This window comes from Pseudomaricurvus alcaniphilus (genome assembly GCF_011440395.1).
Taxonomy (GTDB): Bacteria; Pseudomonadota; Gammaproteobacteria; order Pseudomonadales; family Cellvibrionaceae; genus Pseudomaricurvus; species Pseudomaricurvus alcaniphilus.
On sequence record NZ_JAAOIX010000008.1, the window covers coordinates 112,750 to 138,102 of the forward strand.

General features: G+C 57.2%; 21 protein-coding genes and 1 tRNA gene. 7 read left to right on the forward strand and 15 right to left on the reverse strand.

The annotated features are described in order from the left end of the window. Window positions 1–44 precede the first annotated feature (44 nt). Window positions 45–266 (forward strand): hypothetical protein, encoded by a 222-nt coding sequence (locus G8764_RS15570; protein ID WP_166165592.1) that lies wholly within the window; start codon window positions 45–47, stop codon window positions 264–266. Window positions 267–403: 137 nt separating this feature from the next. Here G8764_RS15570 and pap read toward each other — a convergent pair whose 3' ends face one another. Then, a complete protein-coding gene (gene pap, locus G8764_RS15575; protein ID WP_166165593.1) occupies window positions 404–1,891 on the reverse strand; it encodes a polyphosphate:AMP phosphotransferase in 1,488 nt (495 codons plus the stop codon). Between the two features lie 293 nt (window positions 1,892–2,184). On the opposite strand from pap, the gene G8764_RS15580 reads away from it, so the two are divergent. Together G8764_RS15580 and G8764_RS15585 are read left to right on the forward strand one after the other, a co-directional pair. Beyond that, a complete protein-coding gene (locus G8764_RS15580) occupies window positions 2,185–3,492 on the forward strand; it encodes a hypothetical protein (protein ID WP_166165594.1) in 1,308 nt (435 codons plus the stop codon). Between the two features lie 347 nt (window positions 3,493–3,839). Continuing rightward, window positions 3,840–6,377 (forward strand): proprotein convertase P-domain-containing protein, encoded by a 2,538-nt coding sequence (locus G8764_RS15585; RefSeq protein WP_166165595.1) that lies wholly within the window; start codon window positions 3,840–3,842, stop codon window positions 6,375–6,377. On the opposite strand, the gene G8764_RS15590 is transcribed toward G8764_RS15585, so the two are convergent. Next, window positions 6,374–6,805 (reverse strand): Lrp/AsnC family transcriptional regulator, encoded by a 432-nt coding sequence (locus G8764_RS15590; protein ID WP_207951917.1) that lies wholly within the window; start codon window positions 6,803–6,805, stop codon window positions 6,374–6,376. The genes G8764_RS15585 and G8764_RS15590 overlap by 4 nt on opposite strands. Before the next feature lie 132 nt (window positions 6,806–6,937). Here G8764_RS15590 and G8764_RS15595 point away from each other — a divergent pair, with 132 nt between their 5' ends. From G8764_RS15595 to G8764_RS15605, 3 genes are read left to right on the forward strand one after another with little or no spacing between them, the layout of a single operon-like run. Beyond that, entirely contained in the window at window positions 6,938–8,068 is a 1,131-nt protein-coding gene (locus tag G8764_RS15595; RefSeq protein WP_166165596.1) for a saccharopine dehydrogenase family protein, read from the forward strand. Window positions 8,069–8,089: 21 nt separating this feature from the next. Continuing rightward, a complete protein-coding gene (gene amaB / locus G8764_RS15600) occupies window positions 8,090–9,586 on the forward strand; it encodes an L-piperidine-6-carboxylate dehydrogenase (protein WP_166165597.1) in 1,497 nt (498 codons plus the stop codon). A 15-nt stretch (window positions 9,587–9,601) separates the two neighbouring features. After that, window positions 9,602–10,399, forward strand: a complete 798-nt coding sequence (locus G8764_RS15605; protein WP_166165598.1) for a DUF1338 domain-containing protein — start codon at window positions 9,602–9,604, stop codon at window positions 10,397–10,399. Between the two features lie 375 nt (window positions 10,400–10,774). On the opposite strand, the gene G8764_RS15610 is transcribed toward G8764_RS15605, so the two are convergent. The 10 genes from G8764_RS15610 to G8764_RS15655 form a co-directional block, all read right to left on the reverse strand. Continuing rightward, window positions 10,775–11,203, reverse strand: a complete 429-nt coding sequence (locus tag G8764_RS15610; protein ID WP_166165599.1) for a hypothetical protein — start codon at window positions 11,201–11,203, stop codon at window positions 10,775–10,777. Between the two features lie 89 nt (window positions 11,204–11,292). Beyond that, complete coding sequence (locus G8764_RS15615; protein ID WP_166165600.1) at window positions 11,293–11,694, reverse strand: DUF2784 family protein; 402 nt, start codon at window positions 11,692–11,694, stop codon at window positions 11,293–11,295. A gap of 234 nt (window positions 11,695–11,928) precedes the next feature. Beyond that, on the reverse strand, window positions 11,929–12,852 hold the full coding sequence (locus G8764_RS15620; protein WP_166165601.1) for a DMT family transporter: 924 nt from the start codon (window positions 12,850–12,852) through the stop codon (window positions 11,929–11,931). Further along, entirely contained in the window at window positions 12,845–13,090 is a 246-nt protein-coding gene (locus G8764_RS15625; protein WP_166165602.1) for a diguanylate cyclase, read from the reverse strand. Before G8764_RS15625 ends, G8764_RS15620 begins: the two co-directional genes overlap by 8 nt. 196 nt (window positions 13,091–13,286) lie before the next feature. After that, complete coding sequence (locus G8764_RS15630; RefSeq protein WP_207951918.1) at window positions 13,287–15,269, reverse strand: alkyl/aryl-sulfatase; 1,983 nt, start codon at window positions 15,267–15,269, stop codon at window positions 13,287–13,289. Window positions 15,270–15,352: 83 nt separating this feature from the next. Continuing rightward, on the reverse strand, window positions 15,353–15,913 hold the full coding sequence (locus G8764_RS15635; protein ID WP_166165603.1) for a DUF6151 family protein: 561 nt from the start codon (window positions 15,911–15,913) through the stop codon (window positions 15,353–15,355). A gap of 80 nt (window positions 15,914–15,993) precedes the next feature. Beyond that, entirely contained in the window at window positions 15,994–16,986 is a 993-nt protein-coding gene (locus tag G8764_RS15640; protein ID WP_166165604.1) for a Gfo/Idh/MocA family protein, read from the reverse strand. 341 nt (window positions 16,987–17,327) lie between these two features. Beyond that, window positions 17,328–18,701 carry a nucleotide 5'-monophosphate nucleosidase PpnN gene (gene ppnN / locus G8764_RS15645; RefSeq protein WP_166165605.1) on the reverse strand — a complete coding sequence of 458 codons (1,374 nt, stop codon included), beginning with the start codon at window positions 18,699–18,701 and terminating at the stop codon, window positions 17,328–17,330. Between the two features lie 425 nt (window positions 18,702–19,126). After that, window positions 19,127–21,373 carry a S8 family serine peptidase gene (locus tag G8764_RS15650; RefSeq protein ID WP_166165606.1) on the reverse strand — a complete coding sequence of 749 codons (2,247 nt, stop codon included), beginning with the start codon at window positions 21,371–21,373 and terminating at the stop codon, window positions 19,127–19,129. 161 nt (window positions 21,374–21,534) lie between these two features. Then, entirely contained in the window at window positions 21,535–22,251 is a 717-nt protein-coding gene (locus G8764_RS15655; protein WP_166165607.1) for a transposase, read from the reverse strand. 120 nt (window positions 22,252–22,371) lie between these two features. On the opposite strand from G8764_RS15655, the gene G8764_RS15660 reads away from it, so the two are divergent. Next, complete coding sequence (locus G8764_RS15660; RefSeq protein WP_166165608.1) at window positions 22,372–23,094, forward strand: ABC transporter permease; 723 nt, start codon at window positions 22,372–22,374, stop codon at window positions 23,092–23,094. Between the two features lie 624 nt (window positions 23,095–23,718). Here G8764_RS15660 and G8764_RS15665 read toward each other — a convergent pair. The 3 genes from G8764_RS15665 to mutY all read right to left on the reverse strand — a co-directional run bounded on the left by G8764_RS15665 (window position 23,719) and on the right by mutY (window position 25,348). Then, window positions 23,719–23,794 (reverse strand) — tRNA-Phe (locus G8764_RS15665). A gap of 112 nt (window positions 23,795–23,906) precedes the next feature. Continuing rightward, entirely contained in the window at window positions 23,907–24,185 is a 279-nt protein-coding gene (locus tag G8764_RS15670; RefSeq protein ID WP_166165609.1) for an oxidative damage protection protein, read from the reverse strand. A gap of 101 nt (window positions 24,186–24,286) precedes the next feature. Continuing rightward, window positions 24,287–25,348: an A/G-specific adenine glycosylase gene (mutY, locus tag G8764_RS15675; protein WP_166165610.1), complete on the reverse strand. Its 1,062-nt coding sequence runs from the start codon at window positions 25,346–25,348 to the stop codon at window positions 24,287–24,289. Window positions 25,349–25,353: the final 5 nt, after the last annotated feature.

Consider the following 25,353-nt stretch of genomic DNA (forward strand, 5'->3'; position numbering starts at 1 on the left):
TGCACAGGCCCGACAGCCCTAAGGCCAGAGAGAGGCAATTAATAATGCAGCAAAAACCTGCAACGGCGCTGGTTAACGTCGACAACGGCAATTCCATCGCCATGCGCGAGCAACTGATGCGGGAAATCAACTCGCTGGAAAGCAAGCTCAAACAATTGAAATTGCTCGATGACGGAGTGGATTACTCGCTCGAGCAAACCTACCGGGAGATGATCCATTCGCGCCGGGAAATGCTGATCACAATGCCGGGTACAACCCTGTTTTAACGGCGCCTCGATCTTCCCTCAACGTCGCCGTCCTGAATAGCATGCATATAGCTACCACCTCTAAGCCCCGCGGCTATTAGCGCAGGAAGGCTTCCGCAAACAGCAGCAACCAGTTGCGCCAGGCGAGTGCGGGCTAGTTAATCAATGTCCCGGCTCAACCGCTGACACACAGTTTTTAATATTTCCACTCGCGCGTGGCGCTTGTTGTCAGCTGCAATCACGTGCCAGGGGGCGGCCGCGGTACTGGTGCGCGCCAGCATATCCTCCAGCGCCAGCTCGTAATCGGTCCAGCGCTCCCGGTTGCGCCAGTCCTCATCACTGATCTTGTGGCGCTTGTGTGCCAGTTGCTCGCGCTCCTGAAAGCGTCGCAATTGTTCATGGGGAGTTATTTGCAGCCAGAATTTAACCAGCGTAATGCCATGATTGGTCAGTTGTTGCTCGAAATCGTTGATCTCCCCGTAGGCGTTCTGCCACTGCGCGTCGCTGGCAAAACCCTCCACCCGCTCCACCAGCACCCGACCGTACCAGGAGCGATCGTAAATGGTTATATAGCCATCCCGCGGCAGCTGCCGCCAGAAGCGCCACAGATAGTGGTGCGCCAGCTCTTCATCGGTGGGCGCAGCGACAGGTATGACCCGGTACAGCCGCGCATCCATCGCCGCGGTGAGGCGGCGAATCGCCCCGCCCTTGCCGGCGGCATCCCAGCCTTCAAACAGCAACACCGCAGAGCGCTGCTTATCCCAGCGACGCCAGTGTATTTCGCCCAGTTCACGCTGGTAGCGCGCCCGCGCCTTTTTGTACTTCGGAGCGGGCAACACTTGTTGCTCTACCTGCTGTAGAGGCAGACCGGCGGTCATCTCCTGTAGCCAGGGTTGTGCTTCAAGGCTGTGCCCGGAGCTCCGCCGCAATCCCTCCAGGATGATTTCACCGGCGCGCAAATCCCGCCCCAACTCGTCCTCGGATTGCACAATATGCCAGGGCGCCACCAGGGTATCGGTGCGCTCGAGCACCCGCTCGGCGACATCGACAAACTGGTCGTAAAAGCGGGCGTGCACGGACTCACAGGGATTGACGTAATGGCCTGCCGCCTTTTTCTTTTGCAGGCGCTTTTTCTGTGCTTTTTTACCGATATGAAACCAGAGTTTGATCAGCACTACCCCTTCATCGCGGAGCAGTTTCTCAAAGCGGGTGATGTGCTCACACTGCTGTTTGAGGGTTTTTAATTGATCGTGAGCCACGGGACTGGCTTCCCCGGACAATTCGTCCGGCAGGGCCTGCAGAATGGTGCGCATATACCAGGAGCTGAACAGAATCGACATTTCACCCTTGCCCGGCAAGCCCCTCCAATAGCGCCAGTCCCGGGGGCGACTGCGCTCCTCATCGCTTTCCTGCCAGTAGGTGAGGGTGCGCACGAAGCGCATATCCAGCCAGCTGCTGAGGCGATTGACCACCTCGCTCTTGCCGGCCGCCTCGACCCCGGACACCAGAATCACCACCGGTTTGCCCGCCTGCCGGCACTGCTGCTGGGCCTGCAGCAGGTGGGTATGCAGGCTACTCTCTCGCTGCTTGAATTCCGCCTTGCGAAGGCGGGGCTGGGGGTCGGCGGCAAAGCGCGATGGCGGCATATTCACTCCGGTGAAGATCGTGGATTCCGTTTAGGGCCAGCGTCACTTAATGGGGTTGAGTGATCCTGCTAATGATTAATTCTTTTATTAATTCTCCCGCTCATGGTAGCAATGTCAGATCGGTGCAGCCAGCGCGGCAACGGCCATCGACCTTGGAGCAAGACGCGCCAGAGCATCCGCCAGAGCACATTGCACGCCAGAATTGGCTGCTTTTACTGATAGCAATTGTGGCGTATTGCAAACGCGATTATGCTGCCTGGAAACAGGAGTTTTGTTCACCAAGGACCAAAGTCATGGCCAGTAAACTACGCGATCTGGTTGTCAATATTGCCAGGGCACTGCAGTTTTCACCCCCCAACTATCTGCGCTCCCTGCTCGGCAACACCAGCAGCTGGAAACGCAGCAACAATGCCAATACCGAACTGCAATTGATGGAGCGGGAACACTTCCCCGCCAACCTGGCCACCGCCAGGGCCATTTTGCTCCCGGCCTGGCCCGGCAAGCCCGACTGGCTGCCGCCGCTGGTCACCCGCACGGGTTTGTTTCGCACCTCCTCGACCGGTTTGTACCCCGCCACCTCCAGCGCCGGCAGTAACTACCCCAACGAGTCCTGGATGTTTGTCAACGGCATATGCGCCGACCGGGCCGTCGCCGAGCTGAATGCCGACTACCTGTACCGCTTGTTCGGGCGCCAATTGACGTTATTACACAACCAGACCCACGGCTTTATGCTCGACCTGGCGGAATGTGCAGTGGGCAAAGGCTGGCTCGGTGCTACCGAAGCAGTACAGAAACTGTTCCCCGCTTTTTACTCCGAATTGAAGCGACCGGATATCGACCGTGTGGTACTGATCGCCCACTCCCAGGGCACGATATTGGCCGCGGTGTTTGTGGCCATGTTGCGGCAACTGCTGGAAGAGCAGGTCGCCACCCAAGCGAGCGACACGGAAGCCGAATCGAGCCCCGAGGCCCGCTGCGCCGCCGACCTGTTGAAAAGTTCACTGGCGAGCCTGCACAAGCCCATTGTCCGGGTGATGCAACAGGCCAGCGGACCCGCCGGCGGCCTGCTGGCCAACCTGGACCAGGTCAGCCGCAGCGGCAAACAGCAATTAGTCGATTCGGTACAATACTGGCTGGACTGGTCTGCCGACTCGGTGTTGGGGCTACCGGCACTCACTCTTGCCGAGCTAAAAAAGCTGGAAATTTACTGCTTTGCCACCTGCGCCACCGACATGCCAGTGCTGCTGGAAGGCCAACAGCCAGCACCCTATATGGAGCACTTTGGCAACAGCAAGGACCTGGTAGCGCGGCTGGGCCTGTTTGCCCCCCCGTCGGGCCCGGGCAGCACCCGCATCGCCGGCCAGCGCTTTGTCTGTGAGGATGGCTGGGGCCACCTGCTCAATGCCCACTACCTGCAGCCGCTGCAACGCCAGTGGCAGGGCGACGGCGAAGCGGCTTTCAAACCTCAAGCCGGCCAGCGTTCCAGCTCGGGAAAACGCCCCGCCCAGTCGCGGCTGAAAAAGTATTATCAACAGGCCAACCCGGCAGGACTCAAGGTCACTCAAATCAATACTGACAACGAGGCCCTGCCATCGACCTGATCGACTATCGATTGAGCCCGGTAGTCGCTGCAAAGAATATAAAAGAAAATATCAACGCCAAAATTTTTCCCCCACCCGGTGCAAGCATCGAAACCGGTGGCTATTCAAATAGCAGGGGTTTATGCTGAAAACAGCGTGCCGAGTCGTTTATTCCGCACCTGCTGCAAAGCCTTGTTCCAAGCCCTGTTCACTGTACTGCGCTCTATATAATTCGAAACATGAGTCAGTACATTAATTTCGTTAGTACATTAATTTAGTTAGTACATTGTTCAGGATCTGGTGCAGTACCTGGCCCAACTCTAACAACAATTAGTTTCACACTTTGTTCAGCGAAGGGATACCTGGTTATGAGCAAATTACATCGCGTTCCCCCCTCCCCCGAAATCATGGCCCAAATCTACGCCGACTACCTGCGCATCGCCCAGGGCAGCGGCATTACCTTTGGCCAGTACTTGCAGAGTATCGGCTACACCAACCCCGCCGCCGACGTGCACGGTATGGACGACGCCGCCGGCATGCGCGCCGGGCACCACGGGCTGGAGCTGATCTCCGTGCCCGACAAGCCAATCCTGGGCCCGCTGCCGATCAAAGTATTGCTGGTGGATTTTCCCGACCGCCCCGGCAACCTGCCGGTGTCCCACTACCAGCAACTGCTGTTTTCCAAAGACAGCCACCCCACCGGCAGCATGCGCGACTACTATCGCGAACTGACCCTGGGCAAGGTGGACATTCGCGGCACTGTGCACGGCTGGCTGCGCCTGCCCAACAACTACAGTTTTTACTGCAACGGCGAGTCCGGTACCGAGTGGCGCTCCTATCCGCGCAATGCGCCGCGCATGGTGGAGGATGCCGTAAGCGCGGCACTGCAGGCCAACGTGGTGTTTGAGCAAAATCTCAACGCCCTCGACGACGGCACGGTGACGGCGCTGTTTATCATCCACGCCGGTCTTGGCGCCGAGACCCTGCACCCCAATATTCGCGGCAACCATATCTGGTCGCACAAATGGAATATGCGCCAGGCCATCGAGGTAGCCCCCAATTTATTTGCCAGCACCTACCTGACCGTACCCCACGACTGCAAGGTGGGGGTCTGCGCCCACGAGCTGGGACACCTGGCCTTTCAGTGGGAGGACTTTTACGACCCCAATTACGGCGAGGACGGCAAGGAGTGGGACGGCTCCGGCAGCTGGGACCTGATGGCCGGTGGCTCCTACAACGGCAATGGCCATCGCCCCTGCCACCCGGCGGCGCTACACAAGACCCAACACAACTGGATCACCGTCACCCAGGTGCACAGCTCCGGCCAATTCAGCCTCAAGCCCTACACCGCCAATACTGGTGAAGTGTTGAAAATCGTCAGCCCGAAATACCGCCGCGGCCAGTATTTGCTGCTGGAAAATCGCGCCAAATCCGGTTTCGATTCCGACCTGCCCGGCGAGGGCTTGCTGGTGTGGAAGATCGACGAAAGCGCCGATATGTTCGCCCCGGAAAAACCGGCCCTGCTGCTGGTGCAAGCCGATGGCCGGCGCCAGCTGGAAACCCCCAACGACTGGAATACCGGCGACGCCGGCGATCCGTTTCCGGGCAGCTCCAATCGCACCGACCTGACCGACCGCGGCACCATCTCCACCAGCTTTCCCGACGGCGAGGATTCCGGCATCAGCCTGAAAAACATCCAGCGCGAAGCGGGCTCCGGCATCATTTCCCTGGCAGTTGAATTCGCCGGTGAGCAAACCTCCAATACCGATGTACTGCAACTGGGCGCTGAGCCCAGGCAAGCCATTCCCGACAACAGCGCCGGCGGTATTGAGAGCGTTATCGACAGTGACCGCGCCGGCATTGTGCGCCAAATCGCCGTCAGTGTGGATATCTCCCACTCTTACGTCGGCGACTTGCGGGTCGAGCTGATCGCCCCTTCCGGGCAGGCCGTCACCTTGCACAACCGCGCAGGCGGCAACAGCGATGACCTGCGCAAGACCTGGTCCTCGGCGGCCGTTAACGCTCTGGTGGATTTGCTTGGCAGCAGCGCCAAGGGCCGCTGGCGCTTGCGAGTTACCGACCTGGCCAATGCCGATACCGGCACCCTCAACAGCTGGGGCCTGGCCATCGAACTGGATAAAGCCGAATCGGTGGTGCGCGCTGAAGCCAAACCGAAACTGGCTATTCCCGACAACGATGCCGCCGGTATCGCCAGTGTGCTGCGTATTGCGCGCCCCGGCGTGGCCCGGGCGATCAAAGTGGCGCTGGATATTGAGCACACCTACCGCGGTGATTTACGGGTCGAATTGATCAACCCCCAGGGCCAGCGGGCCCTGTTGCACAATCGCAGTGGCAGGGGCGAAGACCACCTGAAAGTCACCTATGACGCCGCCTCCAGCGAGGCGCTGGCACCACTGATTGGCAAGCCCATCAACGGCGATTGGACCCTGCGAGTTTCCGACCTGGCCGGCAGCGACGTGGGTACCCTCAACAGCTGGAGCCTGGAGTTGGAACTGGCAGCGCGCAACCTGCAAGCCAGCCGTGAGGATACAACCCCGCGCCCCATTCCCGACGCCGACGCCGCCGGCATTGGTAGCAGCCTCAATTTCAGCGAACAAGGCACGGTGCAGGCGCTGGCTGTTGAGGTGGACATTGAGCACACCTACATCGGCGATCTGCGGCTGGAGCTGCTGGCGCCATCCGGGCAGCGCACCCTGCTGCACGACAGGGCTGGCGGCCGCACCCGCAATTTACTGCTGCAGCTGAGCTCCGGTAATTCTGCGGCCCTGGCCGCCCTTACCGGCGAACCGGTGCAGGGCAACTGGGTACTGCGAGTCGCCGATCTCGAAGGCCTCGACACCGGCACCTTACGGCGCTGGTCGCTGCAACTCACCTACGCCAGTTAGCGTTCAAACTTGCAGGACAGCAGCACCGAGGACAGGGTTTTTTCAACGCCGTCGATAGCGCCGAGCTGGTCCAGCACCGCATCCAGCTGCTGGGTGGACTCGGCCTTCACCTCGACGATAAAGTCGTAGATGCCGCTGACGGTATAAACCCGGTGCACGGCATCGATTTTTTTCATCTGTCGAATCACCGCAGCACCCTGTTTGGCGTCGGCCACAATCATCACCTGGGCCCTGATCCAGTTCTGTTGATAATCCTCACCACTGCGAATGGTGTAACCGGTGATCACTCCGCGCGCTTCCAGCCGGGCAATCTTGTCTTTTACCGTGGTGCGGGACAGGCCCAGTTGGCGCGCCAGCTCGGTGGTGGTTTGGCGGGCATTATCGCGCAGTAACTGCAACAGGCGCTTGTCGTTCCCATCCATAATCATAGTGGCGGACTTATCGTCGAAGTGATAAAGAATATTGACCTTTTTGCGCAGTTTAGCTGTTACAAATGGCGTTGTCCCGTATTAATCTGCAGTGGCAGTGACCCCTGTCCGGGAGCTGCCAGGAGGTGGGCGATGCACAATATACTGCTGATCGGTGCCGGTAAAATCGGCGCCACCATTACCGAGCTGCTGGTCAGCTCGGGCGACTACCGGGTCACCGTGGCGGACGCAGACCAGGCCAGCCTCCATCATCTGCCGGCCCGGGCCGGGGTCGAGCAGTTGCTGCTCGATGCCAGCGACCAGGGCGCACTGCAGCAGGCCATGCAAGATAAATACGCGGTCCTCCACGCCGGGCCTTTCTATCTCACCCGCGCCATCGTTGAGGCCGCAGTGGCGGCCAGAATTCACTACCTCGACCTCACCGAAGACATCGCCAGCACCCAGCTGGTGCGCTCGCTGGCGCACCAATCCGAGCGCGCCCTGATTCCCCAGTGTGGCCTGGCGCCGGGCTTTATTTCCATCGTCGCCTACGATTTGAGCAAGCAGTTCGACTCGCTGGAAAACGTGCATATGCGGGTCGGTGCCCTGCCCAAATACCCCACCAATGCCCTCAAATACAATTTGACCTGGTCCACCGAGGGTTTGATCAACGAGTACTGCAAGCCCTGCGAGGCCATAGTCGAGGGCAAACTGGTGGATGTGGCGCCGCTGGAAGATATCGAGACCTTCTCCCTCGACGGCATCAACTACGAGGCCTTCAACACCTCCGGTGGGCTCGGCACCCTGTGCGATACCCTGGCGGGAAAGGTGCGCAACCTGAACTACCGCACCGTGCGCTACCCCGGTCACCGGGATGTGATGAAACTGTTGCTGCAGGACCTGCGCCTGCGCGACCGCCCGGAACTCATGAAGGACATCCTGGAAAACGCCCTGCCCATTACCTACCAGGATGTGGTGCTGATTTTTGTCAATGTCAGTGGCAAGGACAAGGGCCACCTGGTGCAGAAGTCCTACGCCCACAAGGTCTACAACAAGACCCTTAACGGGCAATTGTTCAGCGCCATCCAGATCACCACCGCGGCCTCCATTTGCGCGGTGCTGGACCTGCTCGCCGCGGGCAAGCTGCCGCAGCAGGGCTTCGTCAAACAGGAGGATATTTTGTTCAGCGACTTTATCAACAACCGCTTTGGCAAGTATTACGCACAGCCCGCTGAACCCGAAGGCGGCGCGGCCAGTGCCACCGCAGCGGAAGTTGTTGAATAAAAACTGTTACAGGAGTGGTTTATGAACAGCGTCGACATCCTCACCAAACTCGATCTGCAAGATGCCGTTAACGCCGGCGACCTGGTGGTGTGCAGTCCCATCGACGGCGGACCAATTGGTATCCTGCCGAGCAGCGATGCCGAGCATATTGAGGCGGCCATCACCAGCGCCCGGCAGGCGTTCGAACAGTGGCGCACAGTGCCGGCACCGCGGCGCGGCGAATTGATCCGCGTGCTGGGCAACAAGCTGCGCGAGAACAAGGAAGCGCTGGGCGCGCTGGTGACTCTCGAGTGCGGCAAAATCTACCAGGAGGGGCTGGGCGAAGTCCAGGAGATGATCGATATCTGCGACTTTGCGGTGGGCTTGTCGCGCCAGTTGCACGGCCTGGTAATCGCCTCCGAGCGACCCGGCCACAGCATGGCTGAACTCTGGCACCCCATCGGCCCGGTGGGCATCATCTCGGCGTTCAATTTCCCGGTCGCGGTGTGGTGCTGGAACGCGGCACTGGCCATCGTCTGCGGCAACAGTGTGATCTGGAAACCGTCGGAGAAAACCCCCATCACCGCGCTCGCCTGCCAGAAACTTTTGCAGCAGGCCATGGCCGAGCTGGGTGACGTGCCCAATGGCTTATCGCAACTGCTGATCGGCGCCGGCACCGTGGGCGCGCAACTGGTCAATGACCGGCGCGTGCCGGTGATCAGCGCCACCGGCAGTACCGCCATGGGACGCAAGGTCGGCCCGGCGGTCGCCAGCCGTTTTGGCCGCGCCATCCTCGAACTGGGTGGCAATAACGCCATTGTTGTGGCCCCCTCCGCCGATTTGGACATGGCGGTGCGGGCCATTGTCTTCGGCGCCGTCGGCACCGCCGGCCAGCGTTGCACATCCACCCGGCGCCTGATTGTGCACGAAAACATTTACCCGGCGCTGCTCAGCGCCCTGCAACAGGCCTACGCCAGCGTGCCCATTGGCGATCCACTGGAGCCGGCCAACCTGGTTGGGCCGCTGATCGACAAACACGCCTTTGACGCCATGCAAGCCGCCCTGGCCAGCGCCCGCAAGGCCGGAGTCACTGTCTTTGGTGGCGAGCGGGTGCTGGCGGATGAATTCCCCGACGGCTACTACGTCAAGCCGGCGCTGGTGGAGATGCCGGACGGCAGCCGCAGCGTGCAAACGGAGACGTTCGCCCCGATTCTCTATATCCATCGCTACCAGGAATTGACGGCGGCCATCGAACAACACAACGACGTACCCCAGGGTTTGTCGTCCGCGATATTCACCACCGACTTGCGCGAAGCGGAATTGTTTCGCTCCGCAGCGGGCAGCGACTGCGGCATCGTCAATATCAATATCGGTACCAGTGGCGCCGAGATCGGCGGTGCCTTTGGCGGCGAAAAAGAAACCGGCGGCGGTCGCGAATCCGGTTCGGATGCCTGGAAAGGCTATATGCGCCGGGTCACCTCGACCCTGAATTATTCCCGCGAATTACCGCTGGCGCAGGGAATTGAATTCAACCTGTGAGCAAGCGAGGTTGCTATGAACGTGCAAACATTTTTTGCAACGCTGTGGCAGGATTACCTGGCCATCGCCCCGCAAGCTAGTGCCATTCGCCAGTTGTTTTTACAGACCGACGTCGAAGTGATCAACGACCATGTCGCCTTCCGCACCTTTGCTGAATGCCCGCTCGACCTGACGGCACTGCAACCCGTTGTGCTGGGGATGGGTTATAAGGTGCAGGAAGATTACCAGTTTATCGAAAAGAAAGTCCGTGCCCGCAGCTATATTCACCCGGACCCGAAAGTACCGAAAATCTTCCTGTCCGAACTGGAGCGCCACAAGCTAAGTAACAAGGCCCAGGCCATTCTCGCTCGCTATTGCGCGCAAATCGAAATGACACTATTAACACCCGCCATTTTCTGGTCGGGTCGCCACTGGGACATGCCCAGCTTGCAGGACTACCAAACGCTGCTGGCTGAAAGTGAATACGCCGCCTGGCTGGTGACTATCGGCCTGCGCGTCAATCACTTCACGGTCAGCATCAACCACCTCACCTCCAGCCAGGATATCCGCGCACTACTGCAACGGGTCGAAGACGCCGGTTTTACCATCAACAGCAGCGGCGGCCGCGTCAAGGGCTCGCCCGAGTGTTTGCTGGAACAGGGATCGACCATGGCGGAGCGCATGGAAGTGACCTTTGCCGGCGGCGAAAAACACAGTGTACCCACCTGCTTTTACGAATTTGCCAAGCGCTACCCCGACGCCAACGGCGTACTCTACCAGGGTTTCGTCAGCGCCAATGCCGACAAGATTTTTGAATCGACGGCGGCGATGTAGTTACAAAGGGTGAGTTACAATGGGTGATTTGTAACTGGCGAGTTATTAACTTGAGCTGCAAATGAAACGTGAGCTCACCCTGTCACGGGTTCAAACTTGTAGCCCATGCCGTAAACGGAATAAATGATTTCCTCACCCGGTAACAGTGGCTGCAACTTCTGGCGCAGCTTTGATATGGCTGTTCACGGCTCTATCAGTTTACGGTTCTATCAGTTTACGGTTCTATCACTGACGACGCGGTAGTCGCGGTAAATTCGAGTTATGAATTTGTACTAGTTAATAGACCATACTGGTACTGCCCCATATATGCGGCGCAGACCAATTGCAGTCAATTATCAGAAAAAACAGCTTTAGCCACTCTGAATTTTTATATTTTCACTCGACCAGAAACTGCTTGGGTAAAATCTTTTCCGGCTCAGTTCGAAAAAACATCGAGGTCGCGCCGATACCCCTGACACCGTTGTAGTAGTTGGCAACGGCAAACGCAGGGCCGTTCTGGTACTCCAGTATGCCTATGATATAGCACGATCGTGACCCCAATTCTTTCGCGCTCAAAATAGACGCTGTTTCTACCGAGCCAAAAAATTGCTCGATTTGCCCTAAAGACTGTGCCTGGCTCAACGACCTTGTGTCGTTTTCCAACGGCCCGTTTTTCAGCAACCGTTTCACAAAGGCCGTGCTGCCTTCTTTTTGGTAAACCTCGACAGCTTTTATAAATTCACTCGAAGCTATTTCACAAACGCTACTTGCAGCTACATTCCCAGTCAAGGCAACCAGAATTGCCAACAGTATTATTGGTTTCATTTTATTTTCCTTTTTAATTTGCCATCCAGTTTCAATTACCGGCGTTCACACCGGAGTGGCAGAAAAAACAGTTCTTTACCAGATTCCTGTTACCTCATGCGCGCCGGCGGCACCAGATACCAGCTTGCGATAACCAGGCCGCCGAAGAGCGTATAAAGCACAACGAATACCCAATCCGGTGCACTGTAGTAAAGCAAGCTGTGTAACCAGTGTTGAATAAAAGAGCCTGAATAGACCTCAGCACCGGCTGCTTCTCTCAACGCCATTTCCCAACTGGTTAAAGGACAAATGACACTTGCCCATGATTGCAGAACGACAATACCAATAGCGAGCAAATGAATTATACGAAAGACTCTGTTTTTAACCCAATGCCAGCTTAAAAAGTACCCGAGGTAAATGGCGCAAAGGCCAAGCGTCACGAATAACACAAACATTACGTGCACAACTAAAATCGCATCCGCCAACAGAAGGAACAACGTTTCCTTTGACACGATTTTCTACCTCAAGCAGAACGCTGTAGAGCACACGACACACCGATTATCAGGTTGAACTTCCGGCCGTAATAAAGTTCGGGGCCAGCTGTAAAGTGCCGGAATGCATAAGGACCGAATTAAAGCCTTTGCAGGTCAAGTTATCAGCCGATTATGGTGGATATTCAGCCCAGTGGCCAGAGCTCCGATAACACCGTCTGCAGCGTTCCGGTTGGGTGGCTTACGTATAGCCTCTTACGCACGACGCCTGCTGTTGATAAAAATAAAAATTCCACCAAGCACAATCGCTGAAGCAACCAGCAATCGAGCTGTCAAAGCCTCTGCCAGAAAAATCCAACCGCCAGCGGCCGCAATCAATGGCACACTTAGCTGAACGGTCGCCGATGTTGCAGCCGACAATGAAGGAAGCACCGAGTACCAAAGGGCATAACCCAGTCCGGACGCCAGCGCACCGGATGCCAAAGCGTAGATCCAGCCCAGCCCGGCTGCCGGTTCACCTCCTCCCGAAGCCAACAGATACAAAACAACTACCAGCGGCAGCGAGCGGACGAAATTGCCGGCAGTAGCGACAGTTGCGTCGCTGGCGTTTCTGCCTCGCAGCGAGTAGATACCCCAGCATACGCCCGCAGCAATCATCAATAGTGCCCCTGCTATCGGCGGTGCCTGAACGCCCGGCAGCATAAACCAAACCAAACCTGCGAATGCAGATAGTGCTCCCATTGATTGCCATGCCGTCAATCGTTCACCAGACACAAGTCCATAGGAAATCATTGTGATTTGCACAGCGCCAAACAGCAGCAAAGCACCGGTTCCGGCACTCAGGGCCACGTAGGCGAATGAAAAGCAGGAGGCGTAACCGAAGAGTACAGCAGCGGATAGCCAGTCACCAGCGATCGCAAAGCGCCTGCGTTTAAACGCTACCAGCAGCCAAAGTATCGCGGCGCCTGAAGCCAATCGTGCCAGCGTAAAATCCGCAACCCCTATCAATCCAGAGGCAAGCGCCTCTCGACAAAGTATTGAATTAGCGGCGAAAGCTACCATCACCACTGCTGTGGTGATGGCGAGTTTGGGTTTTGAAAAAAAATTCTCTCTGTTCAACTCCGCGGAGAATCCAGACGGCTTCCCAACTTCATGTTGTGGAGTAGTCTTATCAGGCATCACTGCTGCGCACCTGATCCCTGCCCCCGCGCTTTGCCTCGTACAAAGCGCCGTCGGCACGAGAGACAAAATTTTCCAAAAGTTTGTCTTGCTCCAGTGTTGCGAGCCCGGCACTCACACTCTGTGTGATAGATTCACCCTGTCCCAGATCGATCGCCTCGTCAGCCAGGCGCTGACTTAATTTGTTGCCGATATTCAACCCGGCTTTGATCCGTTGGTTGAAAGATTCCCCCAACATGCCAGTAGCGACACCATAGCGGACGGAAGCCTACATAAAAATAGAACGGCTTAATCACTACAGGTCAATTATGTTAGCGCACTGTAACAGCAAGGCAAAGCAGCTATTACTATCGATGTCTGCTTGCGCACTTTACTTTTCGAGAGTGCGGATGGTTTGCATTCACTGCAGATAAAAGCGGCAGCCCCCTTCGGGGCTAGGGTCGCACGATCTCGAACCAGTAATCGAAGTTATCCAGCATGGCCAGCAGCTGGTTAAATACCTCGGGGTTGCCGCTTGCGGTCGCTGCCCCGGAGGCCAACAAGTCAGTCAGGGAGTCGGCGCCCAGCAACAGCTGGTCCAGCGCGGCGCGGTCGAGGGTTAGGCTGAGATCCGCGTCGTCAGCCCGGGCATTCCTGAGGTTATTCAGGTGGGAGTGCTTCAGCGCCAGCACAAATTGTTCGCCCCGGTCGGGCAACTGCAGATTGATGGTGATGGCGTGGCCCCGGGCCCGCTCCGCGTTCAGGCGCACACCCAGGTAATCGAGCATCAGCTCCGTATCCACCGCGGCGGGCAGATCCGCCCCCATCTGCACCGCGTTGATAACACTGGGCATGCCGTGGCGCAGCTCCGAGGCCGCCACCAGGTAGGCGTTGCGCCAACCGGCGTTTTCTGCCTGGTAGCCCAACTGTTCGAAGGCGTTCGCCTGCAGCTCCCGGGCGGCGCGATTACCGGGCTCGGCAAACACCAGGTGGTTGACCAGCTCGGCCACCCAGCGGTACTCACCCCGAGCGTAGGCTTTTCCGGCCTCGGCCAGCAACTTGTCCGGGCCCCCGGCCAGCGCCACATACTTGCTGCCGGCAGCGGCGGGGCTGAGCTTGTTGAGTGTCGCCGGGTTGCCGTCGTAGTAACCGATGTACTTGTTGATCACGCCGCGAACATTGTGGCTGTAGCTGCCGTGGTAGCCCTTGTTGTACCACTCGTCGGCCAGTTCCGGCGGCACCACAAACTGGTTGTGGATCTCGTTGATGGTCACCCCCTTGTTGGCCCAGTGCAGTGCCTGATCGTGCAGAAAGCCGTACATATCCCGCTGTTTTTCCAGCGTGTCGACAATTTCTTCACGCCCCCAGCGGGGCCAATGGTGGGACGCCATCATCACCTCCACATTGTCGGTGAAGCGGTGGATCAGCTGGTTGATGTACTTGCTCCAGCCCTGGGCATCGCGGGCCTGGGCACCGCGCAGGGTGTAGATGTTGTGCAGCCCGGCGACCACATTTTCGGCCACCCACAGGGTCTTGAACTGGGGCAGCCAGGTGTTCATTTCCGCCGGCGATTCGGTATCCGGGGTGTTTTGCATCACCATCGTCACCCCGTCGACCACCAGGGTCTCGATATCCTCTTCCACCACCCGCGTCGGCGCTATCAGCGAGACCCGCCCCAGCGGCAACCCCTTACCGAGGGCGCCATCCACCCGCTCGGTGGGTGACGGCGGCAGCACATTGCCATACTGGTAGGACGCGCGCCGGATCATGGCATTACCAGCCAGCAGGTTCTCCTTGACCACGTGCTCCATAAACGCCCGCGGGGCAATAATTGCCACATCACCGCTGTCGACCTCCGCCTGGGTGACGATGCCGCGCACGCCACCAAAATGGTCGGCGTGGGCGTGGCTGTAGACCACTGCCCTAATGGGCCGCTCGCCCAAATGGCGGCTGACGAATGCGTGTGCCGCCCTGGCGGTTTCCGGCACGGTCAACGGGTCGAACACGATCCAGCCGGTCTCACCCCGCACATAGGTGATATTGGCCAGGTCAAAGCCCCGTAGCTGGTAGACGCCGTCGGTGACTTGGTACAGGCCGTAGTTCATGTTCAGCACCGCCTGGCGCTGCAGGCTGGGGTTAATGGTATCCAGGTGCCGGTCCTTTGCCAGGAAGGTGAAGCGGGTAATGTCCCAGATCAGCTCACCCGCCTCGTTGCGGATCTGCATAACATCGGGCCTGGCGATCAAGCCGCGAGTGGCGAACTCGAAGTCGCGCTCATCGTCGAACGGCAGGCTGCCAATAAGCGCGCGATTCTTGCTCGCTGTGTGTTCGGAGGCGGGCTGCCCTGCCCCGGCGTTGAAGGTTGCAGTAGTGGCGAGCAGCAACCCCAGGATTCGGCGCTTGGGGGTGGACAGGTTGAAAGTCATAGTTATTGGCATAGTTATTATCCTCTCTGTGTGCAGTCGCCCTCCGGCCGGCCTTGCCACTGGCCGGTATTGTCGCGCAATTCAGGCGCGGATTTTTAAGGTAATAACTCTGGCACACATAGGGGAGTTGAATTATCTGGCCCGAAAAAGGGTGACTCTTTACCCATCCCCAGAATTTTCCCCTTCAGAATAAACGGCATCACAACCAACATATCCCTAAAGCCTATTGTATTGGAAATTCTGAACGGCGCCCCAGGCAACGCGTACTTGCCATAGATACGACTTTTGACTTCACCCAATGGGGATAATGCCGTTGGATTGCGACGGGTATAAGCCGTGTGCAATATTCCTGCCCAAGGAAATCCCGGGCGAGTGTTCAGGATGGGGGAGTTGCAGCATGACGTCGCCCAGCGATAGGTTCCATGCTCACTCAGGCGGTAGCATTTCAATTGATCGAGACCTTGAACAATCTCAACTTCCTTCGGGTAAGCGGGGATAACTTCCGTTCCGCCATAGTCATCCAACACATCGGAACACTTGATTTTTTTAACATAAGCCTGGCAGTCATCGCAGTAACACACCAACCGCCCCGGCGTATGTTTCGGAAAGGATTCCAATCTGGCGACAAAGGCACCGCAATCGCAAGTTATATTCATAGTGATATTCCCGAAAATATTTCAATAAAAAAACTGCGCTTGCAAATGCCGCCGGTGAATCGGAACACTCTTTGACCGGATCAGACGTTCTCCACCTCAACCCTGCGACCTTGCGTAGATGACGCCAGCAGTGCCTCGATAAGCGCGTGGACTGACAAAGCCTCTTGTGCGGTGACTCGCGCGGGGCGCCCTTCGCTCAGGGAGGTGGCAAAATCCTCAATCACGCCCTGATGCCACGCATGGGTGAACGCCATCGGGTTGGCGCCGCCACCGCTGCCGCCGGCATCGCCAAACTCCGCTGTGCTGCCGTCCCGCCATTTGACTTCCAGCGCGCCGCCTGACAGTTGCGCCGAGCCTTGCGAGCCGTGAATCCGCAGAACCTCACTGCCGCCCGGAAAGCTGGCCGTGGTAGCGCTTAGCGATGCAACGACGCCAGAGTCAAACTCAAGAGCGCCGGCGACAAAGTCCTCGGTCTCCATATTGTGAAGCGCCGTTGTACGCGCCATCGCCTGCACCGCCTTTACCGGTCCCAACAGTGACATCACAAAATCCAGCACGTGAATCGCCTGGGTGATCAACACGCCGCCGCCGTCCTGCGCAAAGGTTCCGCGACCGGGTTCATCATAATAACTTTGCGGGCGCCACCAGGGGATAATGACTTCGACCATCGCCACCTCACCCAAATCACCCGCCTTTAGCATCGAGGCCAACCTGGAGACGTCCTGCCGAAAGCGGTGCTGAAACACCACGCCGGTGGGGATGCCGGCGCAGGCTGCGACCACCGCCCTGGCCCCTGCCAGGGAGCGCTCGATCGGTTTTTCCATCAAAACTGGTTTGCCGGCCCTGGCCAAAGTTGTAACCATTTCGGCCCGGGTAGAGGGTGGCGTCAGGAGAATCGCAAAATCAACCGTTGGGTCGTCAGCAATCTCCTGCACCGAGCCAAACCTGTGCAAGCCTCCGGCCTTGGCCGGGTCACGCACGTACACACCGGCGAGATCTACAATGCCTGACGCTTCAATTGCGGCCAGGTGAGTGGCGGCGACCATTCCCATGCCTATTAATGCAACCTTCATATTTTCTCCTTTTAATGCGCTAGCCCCGGCGGACCAACTGCGCCGGAAATGACGGCAAACAAAGTAAGGGGCCCGTGTGCCTTCCGCTGCTTACTTGGAGCGGGATCGAATCCCCTTTACGATAAATAGAATCACTTAACTATACCTAATTACCCCTATGAATAAGCCAGCTCTCGGCGATAGTAGACATATACCTCTTAAACCTTGGGACATCAGCTTTTCTCCCGGCCTGGCTCCAGGGGCCAGGCCTACCATAGTGCCAGCTGGACGACGCTTGGCTTTAGTGATAATTAGGTAACTATATCCTGCTTAATATCAGGCGCAGCGGCATCAAAAGGTGCTCAGTCAGCGGGCTTTACAATCTGGTAACAGGGCCGATACTCGCTGCCGCCATCGTCGAGTTTCATGCGTTTCTCGCGCACCAGTATTTGCAAAAACGTGTCCATGCTCTGCATCAGCTTCGGATCGCCATGCAATCGATAGGGACCGTGAGCTTTCACCTGCTGCACCCCGAAGGGCTTGAGATTGCCGGCCACCATGCCAGAGAAAGCGCGGCGCAATTCGCTTGCCAGTTCATGAGCAGGCAGGCGCGGATCCAGTCGCAGGCCTGCCATATTTTCGTGGGTCGGTAAAAACGGCTGTTGCAGCGACTGGTCGATTTGCAGCTCCCAATTAAAATAATAGGCTTGGCCGGAGCGACGGCGTCGGGTATGGACTTCCTGAATCGACTGTTTGACTGCGCGCCCGACCGTCTCCGGCTCGCCAATAAACAACTGGTAATATTGCCGTACTCGTTCACCAAGGCACTCCACCAGAAAGCTTTCCAGGCAATGAAAATACTCACGCGCACTTTCCGGCCCGGCAAACACCACCGGAATGGATTCGCGGTTGTCCGGCTGCATGACTATACCGAGCAGGTAGAGAATTTCCTCCACGGTGCCCACTCCACCGGGAAACACCACGATAGTGTGGGCCAGGCGCACAAACGCCTCCAGCCGCTTTTCGATATCCGGCATAATCACCAGCTCGTTGACTATGGCATTGGGCGACTCCGAGGCGATAATGCCCGGTTCACTGATGCCGATATAACGTCCTTCGCGATACTGCTGTTTGGCGTGCCCCACCGCGGCACCTTTCATGGGACCCTTCATGGCACCAATACCACAGCCGGTGACGATATCCACGCCGCGCAACCCCAATTCATAACCGATCTGCTTGGCGTAGTCGTATTCCTGCCGCGAAATCGAATGCCCTCCCCAGCACACCGCCATGCGCGGCGGCAGATCCGGTCGCACCACCCGGGCGTTGCGCAGAATACGGAAGACATTATTGGTGATCTGGCCAGGTTGGGGCGACTGCGACTGGCTGGTGTTGATCTTGATGTCGGTGTAGACAATATCCCGCAGGGCGGAGAACAGGTGCTCCTGGATACCGCGAATCATGCGCCCGTCCACGAACGACTGGGCCGGCGCGTTAAAGACTTCCAGCCTCAGGCCGCGGGGGCGGGGCGCCAAGCGGATATCAAAGTCGGCAAAGCTGGCGTAAATGCGGGTAGCGTCATCCTCGTTGCTGTCGGTATTGAGGATCGCCAGGGCGCAGTTGCGAAAAAGTTCGAACAGATCGGGACGGGTGCTGGTAAGGCGTTCAATCTCCTCCCGCGACAGCAGGTTGAGGGACTTGAACGGATGAATGATGGCGTGGGGGATCTTCTCCATTGCAGTAGCGGGCCTGTTTATTGTTTTTGAGTTTGATCTGGGATGAGTCTATAACCATGACCGAAGAATATCGAGTGCTATTGAGCTTTGAGTGAATAGACGAAGATCCGGCTCATGGCTGCCAGCGACGCCTGGTTAAGCGTACCTGAATTGTATTTATGAAATGTTACCGCGGCCCGGAAATTTACCGGTGAGTTTAATTGCTGCTGTACTGCAAGGGAGATGCCCGCGGCTAAGGCACTGCAACAGTATACAAGGTTCATTTACGAACGTAATGAAATGATCCATGGCGTCGATAGTGGCAGAAGAAATTTGCCTCACGCATAAAATGATGCGAGCTTTTTGCCTTTGCCTTTGCCAACACAAAATCCCCGGCGGTAGTCGCCAGGGATCTTCAAAATAAAACTCAGTTTATAAAAAATGGATTAGTAGACAGCAATTTTTTTCGTCGCCGCCGTATTGAATTGCTCGCCGTAGGAGTTGCTGGAGGTCAGTACCCGAATGCGGCTGGTGGCGGGTGCAAATAAAGGTGCCCTGATCTTCCAGCTAAACGTTCTGCTAGTGCCATCGGCCAGGGTGCGCAGGGAGCGATTAGCAGCACCAGACACCAGGGAAAATCCGCGCGGCAACTTCAATCGCACCTTCAGGTCGTGCGCATCCAGGTCGCCGCTGTTTCTAACCGTCACCCGGTAAACGAAAATCGAGTTGCGCAGTATGCGCGACGCTGTTGCAACGCTGGTAGTGAGCTGCGGCCCGGTGGCCGGCGAGAAATTCTCTTCGGTGGCGAGGGTGAAATTCTCCCTGCTGGCACCGTCGAAAGACGAACTGTAGGCGTACACCTTGACCACCACCGGCTGGCTGGCGCTGGCGGCTACCTGGTGCACGTTGTCGCGAATGGTGGTGTCCGAGTCCAGCAGGGCGTTAGAATTTTTGGCGTACAGTTTCAGGTCCAGGTCCGAGAGTGAGCGGTAACTGGTGGGCGTAGCAGCGTTGTTGTAATCCACGTCACGCTCCCACACCAGGGTGGCTTTGTCACCCTTGTACATATGCCCCTTGTAGAGTTTGTAATCGCCGCTCTGGCCCTTGGGCTTGACACTGCCGGTGAAATAATCGTTGCGATGAAAATGGGCGTGGCCCAGGTCCAGGTAGCCCCAGCCATAGGTCTTGTTCCACTCCTTGCCGACCTTGGCGCCGTCGTCGGCGGTAGTCTGGGTGTTGTTGTCCTCCCAGGAATCCGCAGTATTGATCAGCACCGCCTTGATCGAGCGCGGGTCCCAGTTACCCGCATCGGTCAACAGCAGGGTACCGGCCCCCACTTTCGGCGCCGCCGAACTGGTACCACCGAGATTGGAGTAGCCGCCGCTGTTGTTACAGGTCATGGTTTGATTACCGGGCGCCACCAGGTCCGGCTTTTTCCGGTTCAACACAGTGGGACCGCGACTACTGGTTCCCCAGATTACATCGTCGCTGCGCGATACGGTGTTGTTATCCCACATATTGGCAACTGTGAGGCCGTTATAGTTGTTGGCCGGCACGGTCATGGTATTGGTGCCAAAGCCATTGTTGCCAGCGGACTTGGCCCAGTTGGTGTTGTAGTCGTACACCACCGCATCGACGAAGCGCGAAAACGCGTGCCAGTCACTGCCGGTGGCGGCGCCGTTGCCCCAGGAGTAGTTGATTACTTCGGGGTCGTCCCCCGCCGAGCGCAGCATCCAGTCAGCGCCGGCCATAGACGTGGCCTCATTGCCGGCGTTATCAACGATTATACTGTTTAGCCCAAAAGCGAGCCCCTTGTTGGTGTTGTTGGTGCTGCCGTACATACAGGCAACGCCGGTGCCGTGGTTACCATTGGGCGCGTAGTTTTCGTAAAAGGTGTGGCTTTTAAGGGCGTCGTGAGTTTCCAGTACACCGGAGTCAAGTACGCCCACATCCCAGATACCACCGTCAAAGCCGGTAGACCACCAACTGGGCGCACCCAGCGAGCTGGCCTGGTTGCTCAACTCAGGCTTGCCGGGGCGGTTATACACCACTTCGGCAACACCATCGATGCTGGCGATTTCCTTGAGTATGTTGGCTGGAATTTTGGCGCCAACGGCGTTGAGTGTAACCAGGCGCTGCTGCACTTTTACGCCGTAGCTCTGCAGCAGATCAATGTAGGGTTCCTGGCTCTTCCGGATCGCGGCAGCCGATTGTTTTGCTATTCTCTGGCGCAACTGGCGCACCAGTTGCTCGCGCTCTTTATTGAGCGCAAGGATTTCTGCGCGGTCGGTCTTGTTCACATATTGGGCCAGCAATTCGCTGTGCTTGATTTCTTCATCCTTACTGGCGATAGAATCCCGGGTCAGGTAGCGGTCGTAAATGGCACGCACCTTGGCCGCCAGGGCATCAATTTCAGGCTCGTAGCGCGCGTTCAGTCGACGCGCAATTTCGCGCTGCGGCTGCTCGCCAAACACGATGATCACTGACAACACCGAGCGCTTCTGCGCCTGGCGTTCCAGAATCGGGTCTATCTTGACCACCCTTTCCACAACCGGAACTTCTTTTTTAATATCCGTATCCGCCAGTGTTGCAGTTGCGTTGCAACACATCGCAATCAACACCGCCTGGGTGAGTGGCTTGAGAACCGTATTTATAGCGACATTTTTGCTGGCAACAACTTGTGAGTTTTTCATGGCGATGACCGTCCGCGGCAAGTGAATGAAAGTCAGGCCGGCTTCTTGCCCGCCCGGCTCACCGCCAGCGCCATAGAGCAACACCCGCGGGTAGCGAGTTCATAGTGAACTTGTGCGCGGTGGAAGACCGTGAAAAATTGCTGCTTCGGAGTGTGAAAAATTCACAAAGTGGGGTCAGATGAAACTTTTAGCTTATTAACCATCGGCCTACCCATCTTGGCCGGCCTAACCCTGCGTTCATAGAGCTTTTCAAGTTCATCCTTAAAGCGATCGCTGCCTAATGCCATTCCTTTGTTCAAAGCAGACGTAATTTCGGCAGTTAAATTGACATCAATATGTGATCGGAATAGCTCTCGATAAACTTGGGCTCTTTCTGCATCCAACCGTCCTAATGCTAAATACTCCTGGTGGGGCGAATGCATTTTCATCGTTTTCCCCAAAGCATGAGCCTGGTAGCTCGACCAGATATAGTCAGCCGGATCGTCAACCATGCCCGCCCTTACAGGGTTTAACTCAATATATCGTTGGCAAACCAATACATAAGTGTCTGATTGAACCAAGTTGGATTTGAACCTGCCCTCCCACAAGGTGCCACTACGATGATGCTCGCGATTAAAGTACCTGACATAACGCCGACCAAGCGCCTGCATCATCGCTGATATAGCACCAGGCTCGTTCGGGGTGGCTAGAATGTGAACATGATTAGTCATAAAGACCCAGGCATGCAACAAGACTTGATACTGGGCGGCATAGTCCGACAGCCAACTGGCATACACCGCCAAGTCTTGCTCGGAAGCAAAACAAGGCTGCCGGTTATTGCCTCGCTGGATAATATGTTGTGGGATACCCACAGGGCTGAGCCTTGGTAATCTAGCCATGGTTAATTCCTTTTAACCAATAACAGAAAGAACAGGTTACGGATTAATTGGCAGAATGCAAACCGGCAGGGAGTGAGGTGACAAAAGTTTCATCTGACCCCACTTATTAAGGAATTACACATGACCAATACGATCCAGAACATTCCCCTGCTGAACCTGGCGATTGCTTTCGTCCCGGTACTGGCGGCGATAGCGATCATGTTCAAATGGAGCCTTGCGGCAAACAGGGCCGTGTATGCCATCGGTCGAATGCTGGCGCAGTTGCTGCTGATTGGTTATTTTCTGGCCTATATTTTCGAATCCGACAGCGCCATGGTCATAGTGCTGATTCTGGCGGTGATGGTAGCAGCGTCCAGCTGGATTGCCCTGGGCGCGGCAGGTGAGATGCGCAACAGCCTCTTCACCAGCTCTTTTCTGGCGATACTGATCGGGGGAGTGTTCACGCTCGGACTTGTGACGCAGGGCGTACTGGCCACCGACCCCTGGTTCCTGCCCCAAACCATGATCCCACTGGCCGGCATGATATTCGCCAACTCCATGAACAGTGTGAGTCTGGCAGCGGAGCGTTTGCAGGCCGAGTTAAATCACAAAATGGACTGGACGAGTGCAAGAAATACAGCGTTTCAGGCGGCCATGATTCCAATTATTAATTCCCTGTTTGCGGTGGGCCTTGTATCCCTGCCAGGCATGATGACCGGCCAGATTCTTTCCGGCGTGTCACCTTTAATCGCGGCGCGTTACCAGATCATGGTAATGTGCATGGTGTTCGGATCTGCCGGCATATCTACGGCCATTTTCCTGGTGATTGGCAAATCGAAATTTCAATTAAGTGGGGTCAGATGAAACTTTTGGCCTATAAACCTTGGCCCACCCATCTTCGCCGGGCTGACCCTGCGCTCATGGAGCTTTTCAAGTTCATCCTTAAAGCGATCGCTGCCTAATGCCATCCCTTTGTTCAAAGCAGGCGTAATTTCGGTCGTTAAATTGACATCAACATGGGATCGAAGTAGCTCTCGATTAACTTGGGCTCTTCCTGCATCTAACTGCCCTAATGCTAAATACTCCTGATGGGGTGAATGCATTTTTATCGCTTTCCCCAAGACATAGCCTGGTAGCTCGACCGGATATAGTCAGCCGGATCGTCAACCATGCCCGCCCTTACAGGGTTTCGCTCAATATATCGTTGGCAAACCAATAAAAAAGTGTCTAATTGGACCAAATTGGATTTGAACCTGCCTTCACATAAGGCGCCATTACGATAATGCTCACGATTAACGAACCTGACATAGCGTCGGCCGAGCACCTGCATCATCGCTGATATAGCACCAGACTCGTTCGGGGTTGCAAGAAGGCGAAGACAAAAGTTTCATCTGACCCCACTTATGAAAGTCTCATCTGACCCCACTTAATGCACTTAATGGGCTAGATACAAAAAAGGCCTAGCGATTGGCTAGGCCTTTGAAATGATGGTGCCCAGAGGCGGAATCGAACCACCGACACGGGGATTTTCAATCCCCTGCTCTACCGACTGAGCTATCTGGGCAACTTCTTGAAAGATCTGGCATCCTCAAGAGGCGCGTATTAAACCCGTTCACCGGATGGGAGTCAAGACCCCCGCGGCGGATTTCTTTGCCAAGTTACTGAAATCTACCGATTTACTTGTCTTCGCCCTCGGGCACAAAGCCCTCGGCCTTGTCGTAGCTGCCGCCGTCGAGGAATTTCTCCAGCTGCTCCGCCAGGTAGGCGCGGGCGGTGAGGTCCATCAGGTTGAGGTGTTTTTCGTTGATCAGCATGGTCTGGTGGCTGAGCCACTCGCTCCAGGCCTGGCGGGAGACGGTTTCATACAGGGCCTGGCCCTTGGGGCCCGGGAACGGCGGCGCGTCGAGCCCGTCGAGTTCTTGCTGGTACTTGCGACAAAAGACCTTGCGGCTCATAGAGTGGTTCCAGTGATAAGGGTTAATATTCAGGATTTCCGATGCGGCCAATTTACCGATGCGGCCATCGATCGCCCGGCTACCGCCCAGCTAACACGCAACTACAGCAACGGCTCCAGTTGCCGCAGCTTGTGCAGCAGCAGTTTCACCGGCGCGGCCAGGCCCAGTGCCGGCGGCTGGTGCACATCATACCAACAAACCGCGCGCTCGCCGACCGCCGCCGGCAGGCTGTCGATCTCGATCTCCAGCGGGGTGATGTCCAGGTGATAGTGGCTGAAGGTGTGGCGAAACTCGCTCCAGGCTTGCAGCCGGGTCACCCCGGCCTGCAAAACGTCGCGGCAGTAATCGCGACCGTCGGCCTCTGGCGCCAGCTCCGGAAAACTCCACAAGCCGCCCCATATGCCGCTGGCCGGGCGCTGTTCCAGCAGCCATTCACCGGCGGGGTTGCGCAGCATAAGCAGTTGCACGGCTTTGACCGGCTTGTCTTTTTTCGGCTTCTTGCCGGGGTAATCGGTGGGGTTGCCCTGCAATCGCGCGACACAGTCTGCTTGCAGCGGGCAGAGCGAACAAGCCGGCTTGCTGCGGGTGCAGACCAGCGAGCCCAGGTCCATCATGGCCTGGGTGTAATTGTCGCAGCGGCTGGCGGGGGTCAATTCTTCTGCCACCTGCCACAGGCGCGCCTGCACCGCGGACTGGCCGGGCCAGCCGGGTACGGCAAAATAGCGCGCCAGTACCCGCTTGACGTTGCCATCGAGAATCGGCGCGCACTGGCCCAGGGCCAGGCTGGCGATGGCGCCGGCGGTAGATTTGCCGATACCGGGCAGAGCCTCTAGCTCTGCAACTGTAGCGGGGAATTCACCGCCGTGCTGCTCGACCACGGTTTTGGCGCAAGCGTGCAGGTTGCGGGCCCGAGCGTAATAGCCGAGCCCGGTCCACAGGTGCAGCACCTCGTCCACCGGTGCTGCCGCCAGCGCCTGCACATCCGGGAAGCGGGCCATAAAGCGCTGGTAGTAGTCGATGACCGTGGCCACCTGGGTTTGCTGCAGCATGATCTCCGAAACCCACACCCGGTAGGCGTTGGGTCGCTGCTGCCAGGGCAGGTTCTTGCGCCCGTGCTGGTCAAACCAGGCCAGCACGCGCTCGACAAAGTGATCGTTATTCAAAGGCA